General features: G+C 33.3%; 26 protein-coding genes. 21 read left to right on the top strand and 5 right to left on the bottom strand.

The window, feature by feature from the left end; genetic code table 11:
• Positions 1-145 precede the first annotated feature (145 nt).
• From MHI40_RS09240 to MHI40_RS09210, 7 genes are all read left to right on the top strand, one after another.
• Positions 146-700, top strand: coding sequence for a hypothetical protein (locus MHI40_RS09240; protein WP_340762381.1), 555 nt, complete (start codon positions 146-148; stop codon positions 698-700).
• A 122-nt stretch (positions 701-822) separates the two neighbouring features.
• The gene (locus MHI40_RS09235; RefSeq protein ID WP_340762380.1) at positions 823-1,419 is read left to right on the top strand and encodes a histidine phosphatase family protein; all 597 of its coding nucleotides are present in this window, start codon (positions 823-825) and stop codon (positions 1,417-1,419) included.
• 93 nt (positions 1,420-1,512) lie between these two features.
• The gene (locus MHI40_RS09230; protein WP_340762379.1) at positions 1,513-1,920 is read left to right on the top strand and encodes a DUF4181 domain-containing protein; all 408 of its coding nucleotides are present in this window, start codon (positions 1,513-1,515) and stop codon (positions 1,918-1,920) included.
• 834 nt (positions 1,921-2,754) lie between these two features.
• Positions 2,755-3,141 carry a hypothetical protein gene (locus MHI40_RS09225; RefSeq protein ID WP_340762378.1) on the top strand — a complete coding sequence of 129 codons (387 nt, stop codon included), beginning with the start codon at positions 2,755-2,757 and terminating at the stop codon, positions 3,139-3,141.
• 394 nt (positions 3,142-3,535) lie between these two features.
• Positions 3,536-5,458 (top strand): ABC transporter permease subunit, encoded by a 1,923-nt coding sequence (locus MHI40_RS09220; RefSeq protein WP_340762377.1) that lies wholly within the window; start codon positions 3,536-3,538, stop codon positions 5,456-5,458.
• Between the two features lie 310 nt (positions 5,459-5,768).
• Positions 5,769-6,074 carry a hypothetical protein gene (locus tag MHI40_RS09215; RefSeq protein WP_340762376.1) on the top strand — a complete coding sequence of 102 codons (306 nt, stop codon included), beginning with the start codon at positions 5,769-5,771 and terminating at the stop codon, positions 6,072-6,074.
• 186 nt (positions 6,075-6,260) lie between these two features.
• Entirely contained in the window at positions 6,261-6,491 is a 231-nt protein-coding gene (locus MHI40_RS09210; RefSeq protein ID WP_093534000.1) for a hypothetical protein, read from the top strand.
• Positions 6,492-6,713: 222 nt separating this feature from the next.
• On the opposite strand, the gene MHI40_RS09205 is transcribed toward MHI40_RS09210, so the two are convergent.
• Positions 6,714-7,253: a GNAT family N-acetyltransferase gene (locus MHI40_RS09205; RefSeq protein WP_340762375.1), complete on the bottom strand. Its 540-nt coding sequence runs from the start codon at positions 7,251-7,253 to the stop codon at positions 6,714-6,716.
• 246 nt (positions 7,254-7,499) lie between these two features.
• On the opposite strand from MHI40_RS09205, the gene MHI40_RS09200 reads away from it, so the two are divergent.
• From MHI40_RS09200 to MHI40_RS09190, 3 genes are all read left to right on the top strand, one after another.
• Complete coding sequence (locus tag MHI40_RS09200; RefSeq protein WP_340762374.1) at positions 7,500-7,805, top strand: hypothetical protein; 306 nt, start codon at positions 7,500-7,502, stop codon at positions 7,803-7,805.
• A 115-nt stretch (positions 7,806-7,920) separates the two neighbouring features.
• Positions 7,921-8,199: a hypothetical protein gene (locus tag MHI40_RS09195; protein WP_340762373.1), complete on the top strand. Its 279-nt coding sequence runs from the start codon at positions 7,921-7,923 to the stop codon at positions 8,197-8,199.
• A gap of 78 nt (positions 8,200-8,277) precedes the next feature.
• Positions 8,278-8,751, top strand: a complete 474-nt coding sequence (locus MHI40_RS09190; RefSeq protein WP_340762372.1) for an Imm26 family immunity protein — start codon at positions 8,278-8,280, stop codon at positions 8,749-8,751.
• 90 nt (positions 8,752-8,841) lie between these two features.
• Here MHI40_RS09190 and MHI40_RS09185 read toward each other — a convergent pair whose 3' ends face one another.
• Positions 8,842-9,216 carry a hypothetical protein gene (locus MHI40_RS09185; protein WP_340762371.1) on the bottom strand — a complete coding sequence of 125 codons (375 nt, stop codon included), beginning with the start codon at positions 9,214-9,216 and terminating at the stop codon, positions 8,842-8,844.
• A gap of 288 nt (positions 9,217-9,504) precedes the next feature.
• Here MHI40_RS09185 and MHI40_RS09180 point away from each other — a divergent pair, with 288 nt between their 5' ends.
• The 8 genes from MHI40_RS09180 to MHI40_RS09145 all read left to right on the top strand — a co-directional run bounded on the left by MHI40_RS09180 (position 9,505) and on the right by MHI40_RS09145 (position 15,729).
• A complete protein-coding gene (locus MHI40_RS09180; RefSeq protein ID WP_340762370.1) occupies positions 9,505-9,738 on the top strand; it encodes a hypothetical protein in 234 nt (77 codons plus the stop codon).
• A gap of 165 nt (positions 9,739-9,903) precedes the next feature.
• Positions 9,904-10,197 carry a hypothetical protein gene (locus MHI40_RS09175; protein ID WP_340762369.1) on the top strand — a complete coding sequence of 98 codons (294 nt, stop codon included), beginning with the start codon at positions 9,904-9,906 and terminating at the stop codon, positions 10,195-10,197.
• A 701-nt stretch (positions 10,198-10,898) separates the two neighbouring features.
• On the top strand, positions 10,899-11,615 hold the full coding sequence (locus MHI40_RS09170) for a nucleotidyltransferase domain-containing protein (RefSeq protein ID WP_340762368.1): 717 nt from the start codon (positions 10,899-10,901) through the stop codon (positions 11,613-11,615).
• 1,132 nt (positions 11,616-12,747) lie between these two features.
• Positions 12,748-13,002 (top strand): hypothetical protein, encoded by a 255-nt coding sequence (locus MHI40_RS09165; RefSeq protein ID WP_340762367.1) that lies wholly within the window; start codon positions 12,748-12,750, stop codon positions 13,000-13,002.
• 257 nt (positions 13,003-13,259) lie between these two features.
• Entirely contained in the window at positions 13,260-13,850 is a 591-nt protein-coding gene (locus MHI40_RS09160; RefSeq protein ID WP_340762366.1) for a sigma-70 family RNA polymerase sigma factor, read from the top strand.
• Entirely contained in the window at positions 13,843-14,583 is a 741-nt protein-coding gene (locus tag MHI40_RS09155) for a polyphosphate kinase (RefSeq protein ID WP_340762365.1), read from the top strand. The genes MHI40_RS09160 and MHI40_RS09155 overlap by 8 nt, the downstream gene beginning before the upstream one ends.
• A gap of 141 nt (positions 14,584-14,724) precedes the next feature.
• Entirely contained in the window at positions 14,725-15,009 is a 285-nt protein-coding gene (locus tag MHI40_RS09150) for a 3-isopropylmalate dehydrogenase (protein WP_340762364.1), read from the top strand.
• 165 nt (positions 15,010-15,174) lie between these two features.
• Positions 15,175-15,729: a GNAT family N-acetyltransferase gene (locus tag MHI40_RS09145; RefSeq protein WP_340762363.1), complete on the top strand. Its 555-nt coding sequence runs from the start codon at positions 15,175-15,177 to the stop codon at positions 15,727-15,729.
• Between the two features lie 244 nt (positions 15,730-15,973).
• On the opposite strand, the gene MHI40_RS09140 is transcribed toward MHI40_RS09145, so the two are convergent.
• Together MHI40_RS09140 and MHI40_RS09135 are read right to left on the bottom strand one after the other, a co-directional pair.
• Positions 15,974-16,234 (bottom strand): hypothetical protein, encoded by a 261-nt coding sequence (locus MHI40_RS09140; RefSeq protein WP_093534023.1) that lies wholly within the window; start codon positions 16,232-16,234, stop codon positions 15,974-15,976.
• A 150-nt stretch (positions 16,235-16,384) separates the two neighbouring features.
• Entirely contained in the window at positions 16,385-17,212 is an 828-nt protein-coding gene (locus MHI40_RS09135) for an SDR family oxidoreductase (RefSeq protein ID WP_340762362.1), read from the bottom strand.
• 99 nt (positions 17,213-17,311) lie between these two features.
• Between MHI40_RS09135 and MHI40_RS09130 the strand changes: the two genes are divergently transcribed.
• From MHI40_RS09130 to MHI40_RS09120, 3 genes are all read left to right on the top strand, one after another.
• The gene (locus MHI40_RS09130) at positions 17,312-17,821 is read left to right on the top strand and encodes a TetR family transcriptional regulator (protein ID WP_340762361.1); all 510 of its coding nucleotides are present in this window, start codon (positions 17,312-17,314) and stop codon (positions 17,819-17,821) included.
• 38 nt (positions 17,822-17,859) lie between these two features.
• The gene (locus MHI40_RS09125) at positions 17,860-18,159 is read left to right on the top strand and encodes a hypothetical protein (RefSeq protein WP_340762360.1); all 300 of its coding nucleotides are present in this window, start codon (positions 17,860-17,862) and stop codon (positions 18,157-18,159) included.
• A 106-nt stretch (positions 18,160-18,265) separates the two neighbouring features.
• A complete protein-coding gene (locus tag MHI40_RS09120) occupies positions 18,266-18,511 on the top strand; it encodes a hypothetical protein (RefSeq protein ID WP_093534031.1) in 246 nt (81 codons plus the stop codon).
• A 57-nt stretch (positions 18,512-18,568) separates the two neighbouring features.
• Here MHI40_RS09120 and MHI40_RS09115 read toward each other — a convergent pair whose 3' ends face one another.
• Positions 18,569-19,426, bottom strand: coding sequence for a manganese catalase family protein (locus MHI40_RS09115; RefSeq protein ID WP_340762359.1), 858 nt, complete (start codon positions 19,424-19,426; stop codon positions 18,569-18,571).
• Position 19,427 lies beyond the last annotated feature (1 nt).

Here is a 19,427-nt window from a genome sequence, read left to right as displayed (position 1 = left end):
ATATGAAGGAATCATCTTTTGACTGATATGTTTAATTGTTTACTTGTATAGGGTGGTCGGGAGACGTGGGACAAATAATAACACCCTTAGTTTTTTCATCCTTCTACCGAATAATATAGATATAAAGACGGAAGGAGGCGATAGTATGACAGAAAAACAATCCCTACGCACCATCTTTATTATTTGGGCAATGCTTGTGGGACTTTGTACCCCGTTTGTGGTATTTTTCTTGCCACTAGTGATATCTACCGTTTTGTATGAGCAAGAGCAAAACATTGCCTTATTCATTCCAGCGGTAAATTTTTGGATCACTGCATTTGGATTGGCACTACTCCTAACGGGTCTATTGTTGCTCGCATGGAAACGAAACAAGATTATGTACGCGGTTTTCGGGTCCTTATTGGTTGCATCTCTTATTTCTTTATATGCTTCTTCGCTCAGTTACACAGCTATCCAAGAAGATCAAATGGTGCTCCAGAAGTTTAACAAGACACGTATCTATCCGTGGGAAGACATGGAGAAAGTAGAGTATGTATATGTATATGGGGTTAATGGAACTTATTATTTTACCGCGAAAAATGGAGATAAATGGAGTTTAGCTGAAAATGGCGTGCTAGATACAAGAGCGCAATCGAGGTTCTATAGTAGATTGAGGACGTATGAAGTGGAATTGATTGAAGAAGAAATAGTAGCGGATTAGTTCTATTCAATAATTTTTAGCAAATGAATATATGGAGATTGCATAATATATTTAAAGCCAAATTCGAACAGAATTTTAAAAAGTTATGGTTTAGAAAACGAGTTTAATTAAAGGAGTTTGCTATGGAGATTTCATTAATTAGGCATGGTAAATCACAATGGACTGAAAATGATAGAATCACTTTTGCAGAATTTAAGAATTGGGTTGAAAAGTATGACTTTAACGGTGTAATTGAAGAATCAACATTCCCTCAAATCACTATTGAAAAAGTAGCAGTTGCAAAGGTTGTAGTTACCAGTGATTTAAAAAGGTCTATTGACTCGGCATGCTTATTAAATCCAGTATCCAAAACAATTTCGGATCCTTTATTTCGAGAAACAGAATTACCTCCTCATCCAACAATATTATTTAATCTGAAATTAAAGCCAAATAACTGGGCGGTAATTTTAAGGATATTATGGTTTTGTGGCTATTCTAAGGAATGCGAATCTTATAGTAAGGCGAAATTGAGAGCAACCATGGCTTCACAACAACTAATAAATTACGCCAATGAACATGAATCAATAGTTTTAGTTGGTCATGGTTTTTTTAATATGTTAATCGCAAAGGAATTGCGGAAAATGGGTTGGAAAGGCACAAGAACAACTGGTGTAAAAAATTGGAATTGTACTACCTATTCCTTGTTAACCTCGAGAGACGAGCATTCCTATATTAAGTGAGTCGTGTTTTTCTACGGGAGCCTTTTCTTCAAGCAGGAGTAAAGACTTTCTCTCCTCTAAAAAGCCTCAGATAAATAGAATAGGAGGATTTTAGTGTCCTGGATAAAATTATGTTTAATTTTAATAATTGTTTTTGTCCTTATTTCAATAGTTAAGCTTTTTCTGAGGAACCTACTCCAAATTGAGAAAGTGAAAAAGGAGTTTTTTTCATTTAATTACATAAACAAGTCACATCGAAAAATTGATAAAGGTTTAAGAATTTTTTCTGCAGTTACTTTAATCACTCTCTCTTATGTGCTGTTGTTTTATTATGAAGAATTAATATCCCTTTTATTAATTCCCTTAATTGTTTTTATGGTACTGGATTATATAGTAAGAGCGTTTTTTGAATGGAAATATACAGAACATCCGAAACAATCTATTTTGACTATATCGGAAATGTTTCTAATTTTAATAGCAGTAATAGTTGTTTTTGAATTTAAATTACTCGTTCCTAATTAAATTAAGGATTGGATAAAATGAGAGAGGAAATTGAAACTTAAAAGTACATGTATTTCAGGAATTGAAGATAAGAATAGGAGGTATTGGTAATCGATCCTGTTTATCTTCTTTTTTGTCTTTATTATTTCTAATGGGGAGATTCCTAAAAATGTTGGATAATCTGTATGTTACAAACATGCTTTTTACATTTGGCTATGTTAAAGGTAAAAGTTGATTTTTAGTAAAAGCATTATGAATTTTACCTACTTTAAAAGTTTGTGAAAGAATATACTTTAACTAACGCGGCAGGTTAGTTGAAGAAGGAAAATGGGAGTTTTTATGTTGCAAATGACACATAAAGCATAATAAAAAAACGTTCAAATTTAATCAGCTCTCGTTTTCTTGATTTTATTAATTTTGTATATATCAAATAAAATAATTACTGACCAAATAGAGATTCCTACCACTTTAATCAATATACCGTAAGGGTTGATTAGAAGTACAAAGATTTTTACTAGCACGATGAAAATATGTATAACTCTGTTAGTTACTTCTTATTTAAACACGGTAGTACACCAACTTGATAAATATTAATTATCTAATATATGTACTTGAAATTCATAAGATTCAAATATTTGATTAATAATCGAGTCGCTGTCCGACCATAATGTGTAATAAATGAGAAGGTGTTTATTCAACTAACGGGTTCTTTAGTTAAAGATTATTGGTCTGCTTTGAATGTTACACTATAAATTCAAATATTTACATAGTTGAAAAAATTTGTATTCATAGTTTCTTTGTTTTTTTCTTAGTCACATGATATAGTTTACAATAATTAGGTGAGGAGGAAATAAAATGAAAATGATTAAGTTAATAACAATTATGTTCACTCTGTTAGCAATGTTTACATTCAACACTACTGCTGATGCTGCATCGCCGAAAGTTATGTGGGGCAAGACAGAATTAAAGGTAGGTCAGATTGGTAAGATTACAACTACGACAAACGATGTTACGGTATTCAAACTAGGATCAGGCACGTGGCAAGAACTTATTGCACTGTATGTTTTGCCTAAAGGTGGAGAGTATCGAGTTTATACAGCCAAGCACAAGCAAGGACAAGCGCCTATCTATGGTTTAGGTGGTGGATTATATGTGATACAGAAGAGCTACTTGAATCCAGAAGCAGGTCATAAATATGAAACTCCATCTAAAGCAAAATTAGCCTTACTAATGAAGAAGTAGTCACCATTAGGTGGCTATTTTCTTTTTCATCATGCTTTTCTTCTAGTTATACTAAGTAAGGTTCGACGGTATCTTTGAGCGGTGACTTACTACAAATTATTAACACTTCTTCTTTTACTAGCTTTTTAAAAATACATTCTCCACTAACAACCCTAACAAGTTCACATCCTTCCATTCCTAATTCATTTAGTTTGTTTACATCGAGTTAATGAGGCTTCATCAATGCGTGAATAGATCTGTTCTATAATTAGATATGGGGACTGACAACTGAATGACTTCTATTTCTTCTTTTCATTAACTTATACACAATATTCAATTTAAAATGAAACTTCTCTCTAAATCTAACGTAAAAAAATAAACAGAGAAATTTACATAAAGAATTAAGGGGGGAATTATGAAAAATTTAAGTTTGTCCATACAAAAGTATATCCTGGGTGTCGTTGGGATTATTTTATTAAGTTGTGTACCTATTCTCTTTACTCAAGGAAGTCTTTTCAATTTTAAACTGTTTTTTAAAGAGTTTATTAGTGTATGTACAGCTTTGATAACCCCATCTGAATGGCATCTCAATTACAAATCATTCAACTTATCATTAACAACAATAGAAACGATTCCATTTTCTCTAAGTAGTTACTTTGAGGGGCCATATCTTTATTCTATGACAATACTTGTTCTTGCATTATTATTTTCTCTATTCGTATCCTTTCTATTTGCTGTAATGACAGCAAGTAGCAAAGGAAATTTTAAAAAGCTTATGTCACGTGTTTCTGAACTTTTAACGGCCATTCCTGATATCACATACATATATATTTTTCAAATTGCAGTTGTACAAGTTTATTTAATTACTGGCTATCGTTTTTTATCTTTTTATAGTTTAGGTGGGGAGAAGGTTTACACAGCACCTATTCTCTGCTTAGCTGTCGTGCCGACTATTTTATTTTTTAAACTTTTCGTAGTCCTGTTCGCGGAAGAGATGGAGCATCCCTATGTAAATCTTGCAAAATCTAAAGGGTTATCGAAAATGCAAATTTTGATTAAACATTGTACGTCGAATGTCTTAAAAAGTATCTTCCATCAATCAAAATCAATTGTCTGGCTTACATTGTCTTCCTTGTTAATCATTGAATATCTTTTTGGTATTCATAGGATTCTCTACTATTTACGCAATGATTTTAGTCCACAGGGCATAACCTTTATATTAATTTCCATTTTCACGCCATTTTATATTTTTTATCAAATAGGAGAAAGAATGGTAAATAAGGGAGAAACGGAGCGAAATGTTCTTTTTGAAAAAATGCATATGCCTTTATTTGATAAAGAACAATGGAAATCTATCTTCCTGATGAAAAGTATAAAGAGTTTCAAGGTAAAGCTTAATCCTTTTAATAATTTTATCTTTAAGATTCCGCTGTTCATTTTACTATCCTTGTTAGCAATTAGCTTTGGCTATTTCTTTTTTTATGATGATCATATTGAACAGATTAATTTTGTCTATAATGAAGCCGGAAAAATTGTGAGTAGAGCTCCACACCCACCATCTTCAAGCATGATATTCGGTACAGATCCATATGGCTATTCTATATTCCAACAGCTACTAGTTGGTATTAAGTATACAATTCTCGTAACATTGATTATTGCCACCATTCGTGTAGTAATTGGATATATCTTTGGGGTTATTTATGTTTTCTTTTTAAACAGAAAAGGCAGAAAAATAATCAACTCTATAGCTGATGGTATGCACTTTTTACCTTTGACATTATTAGTGTTTATTTTACTTGTACCAGTCATGACCACTTCTACAGGAGCTTGGGATACAACTCTTGGGGAGAGATTGTTTATTCAAATAATGATCATGTCCCTTATTGTATTACCGGTAACAACTAGTCTCATTGGAAATGAAATGAATGATGCACTGAAAAAAGAATATGTACAAAGCTCGGTGGTGATGGGGGGCTCCCTAATTTGGATTATCAACAAGCATTTGAACCCTCAATTATGGAATAAGCTTTTATTGTACTGGACGCAGCATGTGGTTCAAGTTCTACAAATGTTTGTTCATTTAGGTATATTATCTCTTTTTGTTGGGGGTGCAAGAAGTTATCCGGACTCTCCTGGGCGTTTAGTTCCCGAAATATATGAGCTATCCGGAATGATTTCTATTTCAAGAGAAGTATTTACGACAAAGCAATATTGGATGATTATTCCTCCTATTTTAGTATTTATGTTATTAATTTATTGTTTTAATAAGTTAGCAGAAGGGATCGCTACCAAAGATTCGAAAAAAATTTTAAAAAAAAACAAAAAAGAAAGTCATTAATGGTCAATGAAAAGTCAGAAAATTTGACTGAAAAAGCAACTTTGCCGCAGGATTTTAGTCGTGTTTATAATAGGCTTTAATTACAGATGTATCAGCTCATAATTGCTAAAACGCTTTTCAACCTCTGTATCTCTGCGTTGTTTACTGTATAGAGGGCTAACTGGTGCTTTATTTCAAGAAGGAGTAAATTAATGAACTAAAGTAGTAGTTTAGTTAAATCAAAGGACGGAACAACAGATAGGGGTTAGTTATGAGAACTATCACTATTAGTCTAATATTCTTATTTTTTCTTACTGGATGTTCACAAAGTGTGGGTAATCCAACAGCAAGCGATATAATAAATGAAAATGAAGATGCAGATATCTTTCAATGGAATGGTTTAGTTTATTTGAATGCTTCCAACATAGAGAGGGTTCAAGAATTAGAACTTATAAAAGGCCAAGAACTCGGCGAAATCACTAGACAAACCAGTAATAAGTGGTTATTTAAAGATGGCGCAGCTATTGAATTACCAGTAGGGACAAAAATATATGAGTCCAATGATGATGATACCTATAATTTGATTATTGAATTGGAAGAGGAAGAAATTGTTTACATAGTCTTACTTGAAGGATAAAAAATGCTTCTTCAACTAACGAGTGCTTTACTTCAACAAGGGATAAAGCTTTTTTCTGATTATAAATGGAAAATTTATATAAAATTGGAACATCTATTGGTTTCAAACGTATTAAAGTAAAGCAGCAAGTTAGTTGAATAAAGAAGATTGAAAGGAAAGTAATTCATAAAAAAGGGGGGGTAGAAGGTGGACTTATTACTCTGGATAACTACTGGTTTCATGCTAATCGGATTAGTTGTTCTCGTTACTATGAAAAAAGGTATGGAAAGTAAGGTCGCTTTTATAAAAGCAAATATGGACAAGGAGGAAAATTCCTCAAAAGCTAAATCCGTAATTTGGTGGATAAGGAGTACCACTGCTTGGGGAGTAGGGGGTATATTTCTTGTTGTTTGGTGGTTTAATAATTATTTTGGATAACTGTCGGTTTCAAATGTACTTAAACTAGCGGATGCTTTACTTCAAGAAGGAGTGAAGCCTTTTTTCTTATTGAAGTAACACAGCAGGCTTCCATGGTAGAACGTAATTTTCTTCCACATTCTGTGTTGAAGCAGGACTTCACGTAATAAATAATAACACTTCCACTCATAATTTAAATGAGTGGAGATAGAGATTGTCTAATAATTAGAATGAATTACAAGGTTAGTCATTCGGATTTAATATAGCTAGCATTTGATGATCTTCCCAAGAACCATTAATCTTAACATTTTTCTTAGCTATTCCTTCTTTATGGAAACCAGCCTTTTCTAATACTCGAATGGAACCAATGTTAACTGGCATAACTCCAGCTTCAATTCGATGTAATTTTAGAATTTCGAAAGCATAATTAACAACTAAATTAGTAGCTTCCGTAGTATAACCTTTGCCATTATGTTCTTGGTCTAAAGAATAGCCTAAAAGTGCACTTTCACGAGGTCCACGGAGAACTTGAAACAAACCAATAGTACCTATAAGAATATCATCATTAATTTTAAAAATTCCGAACCTATATTCTATTTCTTTTTTTGTATTTTGTTCCCATTTTTCGATTAATTCTTTCTGAGTTGCTAAAGTCCAGTAATTTTCTGGGTGATTTATAGAATAGTTTTCAAAAAATGCTTGATTTCTCTTTTCTAAACTTAGTAATTCGACAGCATCTGAGAGTATAAGAGGTCGTATATATACATTATTATTTTTGGACATCTAACCTTCCTTTCTGTATGTAGGAACTTACCTATAAAATTATATCACGCAGATAATGTGTAATAAAAGAGACGGTGCTTAGAAAACTAACCCGTTCAGTTGAGTGGTACAAAACTCAGATTAAACACATAAGTGGGCTGTTAATTGACATATAATTAACAGTCCATTTTTCATTGATATATAGCGATTTTCACTGAATTAAATACCCTTTTAACGTACGCAATTACTTAAATTAGGGGGATGGTTTTGAATATAGTGTTTATCATTATTTTAGTGTTTTCTTTACTCGCTTCAATGCTAACTTCTATTTGGTTATTGAAAATAAAGAACAAGAAATGGCAAGCAAGGTTAGTTGCATTTAGTATAAATACACTTATTCTGTCAATAGCAACAATCCTACTTTACAAGTTAGACGTTCAAACATTTCATAAACAGACAGAAGGATTATTTAGTAGTTTAGGTATAGGTGTATTGATGTTTTTCATTCCAATAAATACATTCCTAAATTTTTGTATACTCGAATTTTTAAAAAATAAAAGTATGATTATATAACGTGATAAATAAATTTCGGTTGTCGAATATTCAACTAACGGGGCAGGTTAGTTTAATAAGGATTAGCCACAATCAGGAGAGAATTCTCAAAAGGAAAAGTAGATAGGAGTAAACTATGTTCAGTTTTTTATTTGAATTAATTGCAGGATTATTCGGCAGTGTTGGATATAGTGACACTTTAAATACGAAAAAAATTGACCAAAATATTGAACGGTTAAATCAATACGATTGGTTTAAAAAGATTTACGAGGATGAAGAATATCACCGTTTGTTTTTTGTGAATAAACACGTCAGAAGTTATTTACAAAGCACAATTCGTGTTAGAAAATTTATTCGTAGTAAAGAAGCACGAAGAAAGCTATTGTACCTTCTTGATAAAGAAATAAAATCGTAATTTTCTAATTGAACTAAAGCGGCAGGTTAGTTTAAGAAGGAAATAAGAATGGCTTGTATCTGCAAGGAGGAAATGTTTATGGCTCGAAGAAAGAAAATAAAAGTGTCCATTGGCGATTTATTTACAATACCTGTTAACAAGGAACTGATGACTATCGGGCAAGTCGTATATAAAGGTACTACTTCTGATGTTTACATTATTTATGATTGCGTATATAAACAAGGTGAATCAATAAGTGATGTTACAAATAGTCCAATATTGTTAATAGTCAATACAGTCGGTACGAAGCTGGAGGATTCTGAATGGAAAGTAGTCGGGAATAATAAAATTCCTGAAGCTCTAATTCTTCCGATTTATATTGCTGAAACGTTAGATGGGTTCGTTGTTTTAGATGCAGGAGGAAAAATAATAAGACTTGCGACAGAAAATGATGTGAAATGTTTATCTACTCTTACGTCTGTTTCGCCAGTTATTCTTGAAGATGCAGTAAAAGCTAAATTTGTTAATGAGGAATGGTATCCATACTTAGACAATCTTTTATATAGACCATGATTTTTCACTAACGGGTGCTTTAGTTGTAGATGAATAAATAAAAAAAGTCGATTCCTTAATACTGGAAATCGGCTTTTTTAAGGTTGTTAATTACAATCCCTTTTCTGCTATTTTTTGCTTTTGGAATCCATATCTATATAAACCTAGCAAAAGAGGAAACATGATAATAAATGTAAAAACAGCGACAAAAATATTTCCTTCTGTTCCTAATTCAGCATCCTGAAATCCGTAATAAAGTAGAGATACAATTACATCAATTACAGTAACTATGAATATGATTTTCCAAAAAGATTGCGAATAGAATTGTTTCTTATATACATAACCATAAAATCCAACTGTGTTAATAATGGCAATAATCGTACTCACAATTCTTAATACAGTTTCCCCCCAACCATATTCATTTTCTAAAAACATTGATACTATCAACCCAACTAACATTACCCAAAAATAAATTTTCCAAAGCATCTTTATACCTCCAATTTCCTATATATATATATATATATATCATATTGGCACGTATTTCTTTATTATTCTACATACAATAATTCCCAAAGTACCTGTTTGATGTGTGTTGGGAATCTCGTTATTCAACTAACGGATGCTTTAGTAAAAAAAGGACATCATTCGATGGTCTATTTTTATGTAGAATGTGAAATGTTACACTAAAACTAAAGAAGCAGGTTAGTTCAATATGAGAAGGAGAAATTTTAAATCGTATTTGACACAAAATGCGTATTAGAAAGGGTGTTATTAATGCTTTGGAATTACAGAGTTGTAAAAAAGAAAGTAAGTGATGAAGAAGTTATATTTGATATTTGCGAGGTTTACTACAAAGATAATAAACCAAGTGGTTGGGTATGGGATGAAAACATTCTAAGACAAGAATCACTAGAAGATTTAGAAGATGCTTTAATTGGGATACAGGAGGCTTTGAAGCAACCTGTACTCGAAATCATTGGTGATGATGAAGGATTAAGAGAGGTTTAAAGCGTGTGAAGTAGAAGAAAAGGTGCTTAATCAACTAACGAAGCAGTTTAGTTGAATAGTGTTGTGTAAAATTCGTTCAATAATCGTGTCAGATTGTTGAACGAATTTTAAAGAAAATATGCTAAATTGAATAAGAGAAATTCTTAAATAAACAGTTTAAAGAAGGTGAAAATACTGGAAGGAAAAGTTGAATTAAAACATTTTTTAATGGGCGGTTATACAATTGGTTTTGTATTAGGAAGTCTGGTTTTTTTTCTTACTGAAATAAATAAAGATTTTCAATTAAGTTTTTCCTTTGAAAATATTCTTTGTATTATAGTAGTTTTACCAATATTTTATTGGGTATATCGTTATTCAGGAATGGTTTTCGATGACCAAACAATGAAAATGAAATTGTTATATTCTTTTATATTAATATTAGGGTTTTCTTTCGGAATATTCTTTTTTGAATTACTTTAAGTTTATAATTTTGTCTCTAATCGTATGAAATTAGGTACGAAGCAGTTTCAAGTGCTGTTAATCACATAGAGTCCCTTTTCTTCTTCAACTCCCATGAAAATTAAAAAATGCTTAAAATCTATAAAATTGCATAACAAAAGAGACTCAGAAAATGCTTTTTTAAAAAAAGGCTGAGCCTTCAGGATGTTTATATGGAGTTAAATAGTAAATCAGGAACCAACTCCATTCATCTTAGAATAAGGGCAGGCTGGTGCAATAACCAGAGTAGGATTAATCTCCCATGAGTGCTACTCGTATAGAGTGCGACAGTCTGTGATGCACCGTGGTCGTTGGAGTCAGACTAACGGAAGGGCTCTAAGGCACCATAGTTCATCGACCTTCTTCGCCAGCCATACTAATCTATACCCACTCTGATACAATTTTCATCCTCTGTGGTGCAGCATTTTTTTGTGCTGCATGGATGGCTAACGGGTGCTTTAGTTAAACAAGAGGCTGCCTGTAACGGTAGCCTTTTCTTATTAAATTAACGCGGCAGGTTAGTTCAATAAGATATTGTTTGTCCACATTATCATAGTTATATAATTAGAGGAATGCAGGAAAGGTAGGAGATTAATACGGCGATTTTAAGAGCTGGGTATGGTCTAGACCATACTGGATTTATTGAAAGCGATGTAAGCATAGATAATATTGATAATGATTACGTGCCTTGCATTCGAGATTCTGTCGAAAGTCTTAGAAATTCATTTCAAGATCAATTGCACAGTGTTTATTTGTACGGCAGCGTAGCCAGAGGTGAAGCGGTTGTTTTAAAATCAGATTTAGACCTCATTGCTATGTTTGATGGCAAACTGAGTTCCGTTAAGTTAGCGAATTTAAAGAAACTTGCTGGAGAACTGTCTCAAAAGTATCGATCTCTGGTTCGTGAAGTTGGAATAGTTGTTGCATATTACGACTATACGGTTTCCCCCTCAAATTATTACGAAAATGCCTTTCTTAAAGAACTCTGTGTTTGTGTCTACGGAGAGGATTTAAGAGACCGATTTGGTCCGTATAAACTTACATCCGAGATAGCCATTCGCTTCAATGGTGATATTTGTGAGGCTCTTACTCGGACGTTAAAAAGGTTAGAAACAGCTTCTGACGAAGATTTTAAAAAGTTTTCACAAGGTTTCGCTCGCAAACTCATTCGAACATACTATTCAATGGTGATGGTGCGTTCTCAGATTTGGTCGACACGACTTCACGAGCAATCTGAAGTCTTTATCCACCACTTCCCGGATAAAGAATCTATTATTCGAACCCTGCTAAATTGGATAGATGAACCACCTACGGACCGCGAAGCTGTATATGAATTGTTTAAGATCGAGGGTGAGTGGGCTAGTGTGAACTTTACACATGAAGCCAATATTTCATCTTAAACTAACGGGTGCTTTACTTCAAGAAGGTGTAGAGCTTTTTTTCTTATTGAACTAAAGCGGCAGGTTAGTTTAAGTGTGTTGTATAATAAATGGATATCTTTAGTTTGAAAATCACATGTTGGTACAGGGAGGATTGTATGTGGAGTTTTAGCACTTATAAAGACAAACGTTACTGGATACTTTTGATTACAGCTATAATTATCTTGGTCTTGTTCGCTGTTTTTACCCCTGATTATATTCTTGAAAAAACTAACTTTGTACCATTTTCAATGCTTATATTTATAGTTTTATTCTGGTCGACATACCATCTTTGGAAGTATTTTGGTGATAAAAAGAAGAGGAATAATACGGATGACAGTTGCGATTTGTAACTTGCTTCTTCAACTCCCATGAAAATTAAAAAATGCTTAAAATCTATAAAATTGCATAACAAAAGAGACTCAGAAAATGCTTTTTTAAAAAAAGGCTGAGCCTTCAGGATGTTTATATGGAGTTAAATAGTAAATCAGGAACCAACTCCATTCATCTTAGAATAAGGGCAGGCTGGTGCAATAACCAGAGTAGGATTAATCTCCCATGAGTGCTACTCGTATAGAGTGCGACAGTCTGTGATGCACCGTGGTCGTTGGAGTCAGACTAACGGAAGGGCTCTAAGGCACCATAGTTCATCGACCTTCTTCGCCAGCCATACTAATCTATACCCACTCTGATACAATTTTCATCCTCTGTGGTGCAGCATTTTTTTGTGCTGCATGGATGGCTAACGGGTGCATTAATGGAAAATTCGGATATCGAAATAGTTATGGCTTAGTTCTCACTCAAGGAGAACTAAGCCATTTTATGCGTCAAAAATAAAGCTAATTGATATGTTAATTTCGATGATAATTTACATATAAATATACTGCTAATTCTAATGTTATTTTGAATGTTTGTACCATTGAACTGAACGGGTTATTAGACAACTACCAGGTGCTTTACTTCAAGAAAGGGTAAAGCCTTTTTCTTATTGAACTAACGCGGCAGGTTAATTGAATAAGCAGGTATTTTTAGAAGGTTGTAGAAGCAGTTATTGTAAGGGGAATTATTTAAGAAGATTAATAAGAGTAAATTGTAATGAGAAAAGGGGATTCAAATGAATTTAAAGCATTTTCTTTCTGGTGCTTCAGTAGCGTTTGCGGTTATTCTGTTTAGACTAATTGATGAATATGTAATCGACATTACTACGTTGTTAGGAGCATTTATGGTAGCTATTTTTTCAGGGGTTGTTGTCAAAGCTATTCAATCCATACCAACATTAGATAGAGAACTAAAAAAACCTACGTATTTGACTTTATGGATAATAGCTTTTGTCTGTTTAATAGGTTCTTTTCATTTCTTCGATTTATAATTATAGAACTCAGGATGCAGTCTTTATATAACTAATGGGTGCCCATACCTAGCTCTTTTTTTTATTTATATTAAAATCAACCTTTATCTTTAGCATAGCCTTACATTTTAAAGTATTTCTGGTTATTCGTTTCCCCAACCTTCCGCTTAATCGAATATATATTTTAGTTTCCTGAATTTAATTAATTATTGAAAAAACGCAATATATTCATGATTACTATCGTCTTATATATAGAGAGATGGAAAGGGGAGATTTTGTTGGATAGTAAGGAAATATTACCGATTCATTTCAATTCTTACGGACTAAATGGCCTAGATGTGCTAAAAGCTAATCCGATTAAGGCTGTAGAAATTATCATGAATACATACGGTAACGATGTTAAAAAATTTGTTTATACCTACTTACATAATGAAGCGGATACAGATGATGTAACGCAAGAAGTCTTTGTGACTGTATATTTGAAACTAAGTACATATAAAGGTAAATCATCACTTAAAAGCTGGATTTACGCAATTGCTGCGAATAAGTGTAAAGATCATTTGAGAGGTCATCGTTTACGTCAAAGTAAATTAATCGAGAGAATTAGTAGGTATTCAATATCCTCAAAATTAAATGAAGTACCAGAAGAGTACCTACAAAGCACTATCAAGGAAGGTCTCTTTGAGAAAGTAATGGAATTGCCTATTAAATATAGAGAAGTCGTTATTCTTTATTACTTCAAAGAATTATCTATCAAAGAGATTAGCTACATATTAAACGAGAAGGAACCGACATTACAATCACGTTTGTCTCGATCAAGAAGTAAATTAAGAGAATTAATAAATGAAGGGGGTATCATTCTTGGATAAACATTTAAAAGAATTTAATTTTGAAGAAAAAATAAACACTACATTTACAGAAGAAAATAAAAAAAGAGTATTAGGAAAAATCGATGAAATAGAAAAGAAACGCAAAAAGAAAAACAGCTATTTTGCGAACGGTCTTACATTAGCATTTTCGGTTGGACTATTAATCTTCGGATTTAATTTTGTCTCTAATAATATAGAAGGTACCAAAGAAAATGCTGCTGATTCTAATACAGAAAGTGAATTAATTTTGAATCAAAATGGAGAAGAACCAACGGAGGTTATAGCAACTGAAGATGACGAGAAGGAAAAAGAAGAATTAGAAGTTGGTGCATACTTTGATTATTTTTGGTATCCTGAGAAACTTAATACGCATGAGGATTATGATTATGCGGACTCAAACTACAATCTCTATGTCGCTCACCTAAGAGCTGCACTTATTACAGATAATGCTATATTTCTACCAGGTCGTATGGATTATTCTACCTATAAGAGATATCTAGATAGTATATTATTTTATTTAAATGAAATTGTGCCTGGCGAAGAAAAAATAGAGGAATTTCAAATGGCTGTTCAATTAGCTGAGCAAGCTATTGACAATGAGGTAGAAAAAGGAGATCCGATTTTAGATGACTTGCATATGATTCTACACGAGTTAGATGAATATTATAATGCAGAGGCATTTCAAGATCATATAACAAGTGAGAATGGCATCATAATTGATTTTAAAGAGTAAATTATTAACTGCTATCATTTTTGAATGTACTCATGTACTATACAATAGATTAATTAACTGAAATTTCTTTGTCTTACGAGTGCTTTACTCATAGAGGTTTCTAGTTTTATCGGTAAAATATGTTTGTCAAAGGGGCATTCTATGGATATCTTTCTTATAATACTTATGTATTTTTTTATCATTATTTCAAATGTTATTGGGTTTATATATTACAGAAAAAAGAAAAGTCTATATTTTGCTGCCTTTATAATATTGTTATTAGCAGTTTTATTTGGGACAATGGGTGGGGCATTAGCAGTATTTATTATTCGTGATGCTTTTGCAATATTTTATGGTTTCCAACTAGGACAATATCTAATAGTAAACAGTATTATTGTTTTTCTTATTGCCATTTTAGTAACTGCGATAAAGAAATTTAGGAACTGAAAAGGTAACGTGAAAAGTCCCTATCAATAACGAAACTTTTGATTACTATATCCGTACTTTATAAAACGAGGGAGTCATTTTTATGAGGACTAATCGGAAGTAAGTAATTAAAAATGCCAGTAGATATAACAGCAGAAAAACAGAGAAATGAAGTGGAGAGAGCACATGAATAATTTAAACCTATTACTAGTTAAGCACAATCAGATGGAAAGTGAACGTCTCTTATTACGTCCAATTACGCTCAATGATGCTGAAGATATGTTTGAATATACATCTGATGAAGAAACTACACGTTTTATTTATAAACAACATAAAGATTTGGAGCAAACTAAAAATTTAATTGCAAATTATTTTGTGAAAGAGCCTATCGGTAAATATGCTATTGTACTGAGAGAAAGCAACAAAATGGTAGGCGCTATCGAGTTTAGGGTGGATGATTGGAACAAAAGTGGAGACCTAGGCTTTACATTAAATAGGCATTACTGGGGTAAAGGCTACATGACAGAAGCGGGGAAACTAATACTAAGTTTAGCTTTTAATGTAATGGGGCTAGAGCGTGTATTTTCAGCACATGAGGTTAAGAATAGTGCTTCTGGAAAAGTATTGGATCGTTTAGGTATGAAATGTGAGGGTATCCTTCGTAAAAACCAAATGATCAAAGGACAACTAGTAGATAGTGTACATTATTCTATCTTAAAAGAAGAATATTTGGATTCCTAAAAAAGGAACAATGAATTAGAAAGTATGTAAACATGGATTTTTGAACCATATGGGAATACATTAAAAGTTTAAGAGATTTTACGTAGTTTTCCTATGAGCTTTATTTAAAAAATAAGAAGGGGAACGTTGCTCAAACGTTTCTTTTTTTGTCTATGGCGGGTACTGCAAGCATTAATAAAAGCACTATTCACTAAAAGTGAATAGTGCTTTTATTGGTGACAACATCAGGCGTTTGAGCTAATGTTTAGTCGTTCGCATCATCAACTGAATCGTTTACAGAACCTTCATCCTGCGTTTCTGGCTCTTCATTTTCTTCTACGTCCTCTATTTTTTCTTCCTCATTATTTGCTTCGTTTTCAATGCCTGTATCATTTTCTCCATCATCCTCTAACATTGGGTCATTTACTTCAATATCCTTTATTTCCGTATCCTCGTCATCTCCACAAGCACCAAGTATTAATAAAGATGATAAAGCTAATGGTAAAGCAATCATTTTTCTTTTCATGTTTTCTTCCTCCAGTATATATTTAAGATTTGTAGGCTTAGTTTATATGTACCTCTATTTACTAGATTTAAACTTATGAGTTTTCTAACAACAAAAAAAAGTAGATAGAATAAATCAGTCTCTATCTACTTTCAAATATAATTTTTGTGATTATTCTTGGTTTTTTAACCCTTGAACGCGATTTAAATTAGCGATAGTGCCACCATCAACGCGTAAGTCAATACCCGTAATGTATGAAGCGGCATCGCTAAGTAAGAACTCAACAGCTGTAGCAATTTCAGATGCTTCACCTTCACGTCGTAAAGGCGTAATCTCCAGCATCATTTTCATCTGCTCTTGTTGGGAAGCTTCTTGGCGACCCATAGGCGTATTTATCGTACCAGGTGAAATGGATGTAATTCGAGCACCTTTCTCCCCCCAAGCCCAGGCTTGGTCTTCTACAATTAGAAGCACTCCTAATTTAGAAAGACTATATGATGCACCTGAGTCGCCTTGGGAAAACTGTTCCATTGTTTCAATTACATTATCAGCTAACGGATTTTTTAAGATTTCTGTATAAGGTCCTTGTCGAGGAGCCATGTGTCCACTCATAGAGGAGATACAAACAACTGAAGTACCTAAAGTTGCTAGTGGAAGAAATGCATCTAGTATAATTCCTGTACCTACTAAATTCACCTCTGTAATGCGTTTAGAATCTGCCATTGTAGGTGATAGACCAGCAGTGTGAACAAGACCTTTCAATGTACCTAACTGGGAAGTTTTTTTGGCTAAGAGAGCAACATTTTCTTTTGAGGTGATATCAACTGTTTGATAGTGTACATCAGTAATACCTTTAGCTGCCAGTTCTTCTTTCGTTAGGATCAATCGTTCTTCCGAAACATCTGCTAATAATAGAGTTCCTTTATTACCCACTAGTTCAGCAGTTGCTTTACCCATTCCACCTGAACCACCTGTAATTACATAAACGTTTTTTGTCATGTTTACTTCCTCCTATGCTTGTTATACCATTATTGTAAACGCATTCGTCCATGAAGTAACAAGACAGTTTCACTCAGAATGTCCAGAGGGGTGTCACAATTGAAAATAGGCAAAGAAACGATCATTGAAGCATTTTTACAGTTGTTACACAAAAAAAGCTTTGAAGAGTTGTCAGTAAAAGAAATTATTCAAAAGGCTGGGTTTTCTCGCTCTACTTTTTATCTGCATTTTGCAGATAAATATGAGCTGATGGAGGATGTAAGACGCACCTTGAATGGCCATTTTCTATCGTTTTATGAAATGGAATTCAACCAATGGGGTAAACCAATGACTCTTCACTTATGCGAACATATTTTTGAATATCGTTCGTTTTATGAATTAGAATTCTCTGATACGAACGCTATTCAAAAACTGTCCAATAGATTGGCGGCTCATTTACTACTTGTATTCGAAGATCAGGATTATGCCATATTTGCCAGTTATGGAACGATTGGATATTTAACAATTTGGGTAAAAAATTCTTTTCAAATGAGTCCAGCTGAAGCGGCTGAGAAGTTATTGAAAATTGGTTTTACCAATTGGACGAAAAAAATAGGATATGAGATTTAACGTGTAATAAGTATCATCAACAACGACAGGAGATAAAAATGAGAACATTACTGGAGTTAATCCGAATTATTTTTCTGTTTTTTATTGTAGTTGGCATAATCACCTTTGTAATAAATTCAATTTACTTGAAAATAGGAATTACTGCAGAAAAATATGCTGGTTTCGGTTTTATTGCCGCTTTTGTTTTATTTTTTGTTCTTTATAGAAATAAGTGGCAATTTAGTGGTTGGTATAAAGGGAAAGGGAGACAAAAACTCCCGAAGAAACTATCAAAATACCTTATTTTAAGTGCAATATTTTTACTGTTATTACCACCGGTATTAAATCTTTTAACATAATTACTGCAGTACTAAACTTTTCTGCCTTTCGATTATTACTCGATGAATCTGTATAAACTCTTTGTACAGATTGATACTAAGTAAGAAAACAAAAAGGAGAGATACAATGGCTGTTTGTCCTCTATGTAACTCATTAAAAGTATTAAATATCGATTGCCCAACATGTAATTCCCCGCTAGAGAACTCAGGAAAAGTATCTGATTTTTTAGATCCGTATGGTCATTATAATGACGAGGAGACGGTAAAAATGGGGGATGGCTATCCAAACACAGCCAAAGACCAAATATGTCCACATTTAATGGTCTGTCCAACTTGTGAATATAATGTTGTAAAGTTCATACAAGAGGAGTAACAGTCATTTATAAACGGCGAAAAACTCAAGTAAAAATTCTACTTGAGTTTTTCGTCGTTAATTTTGCATATCACTTAGACCTGGACTATGTTCATTTGGCATTTCGGGCATTAATGGTACTGGAAAACCAGCGGGTGGATCAGTAACCATCATAGTACCCCCATTACGACTAGGAGTAGTTCCCTGAATTATTTCAGCCAATCTATTTGGATCTAGTCGGAAGTTAAATGCGGAATTGTGATAACCCATATCTATATACTTTCGGCATTCTGGGTATTTGTTAATATCATAATTCGGGACAGGGAAGAGTTTGCCCCATTGTACTCCTAACGTTTCTAATGCTTTTGCAAATGCATTCTGATGGGAATTATCCCGTACAATAAGGAACGCAAGCGTTTCTCGGAATGCCTTGTTAGAGCTCATTTCATATATCCTCGTTTTTTGTAGCACACCCGTAGATTCTAGCACAAGATTGTTGAGTAAATCTCCGATTAAATTACCGTGACTGTAAACCCATGATCCATTCCAAGGATTCCCTGCTGCATCTACTGGCAATGAAGCTTGAGCACCAATGATAAAGTGGTGTGGATTGGCGTGTTTGACGGCATCATTTAGTGGTGCCCCATCTACACCTGCATTGCCAGGAACAGCAGATTCACCGGAATCATTTAATAATTGGTTGATCGTATTTTGTACAAGTTCTACATGTGCAATTTCCTCTAGAAATACACCACGCAATAAATCGCGGAATTGCGTATCTTTTCCTCTAAAGTTGGAACTTTGGAAAAAGTACTGCATCATCGTTCGCATTTCACCATAATGACCGCCTAATATTTCTTGTAAAACCTTTGCGGCAGCTGGATCTGGCTGGTCTGGAACAATTTGGCTTATCAATTCTTCTTTGTAATAATACATA

This window comes from Psychrobacillus sp. FSL H8-0510 (assembly GCF_038008345.1).
Lineage (GTDB): Bacteria > Bacillota > Bacilli > Bacillales_A > Planococcaceae > Psychrobacillus > Psychrobacillus psychrotolerans.
This window is presented reverse-complemented; position numbering and strand designations above follow the sequence as displayed.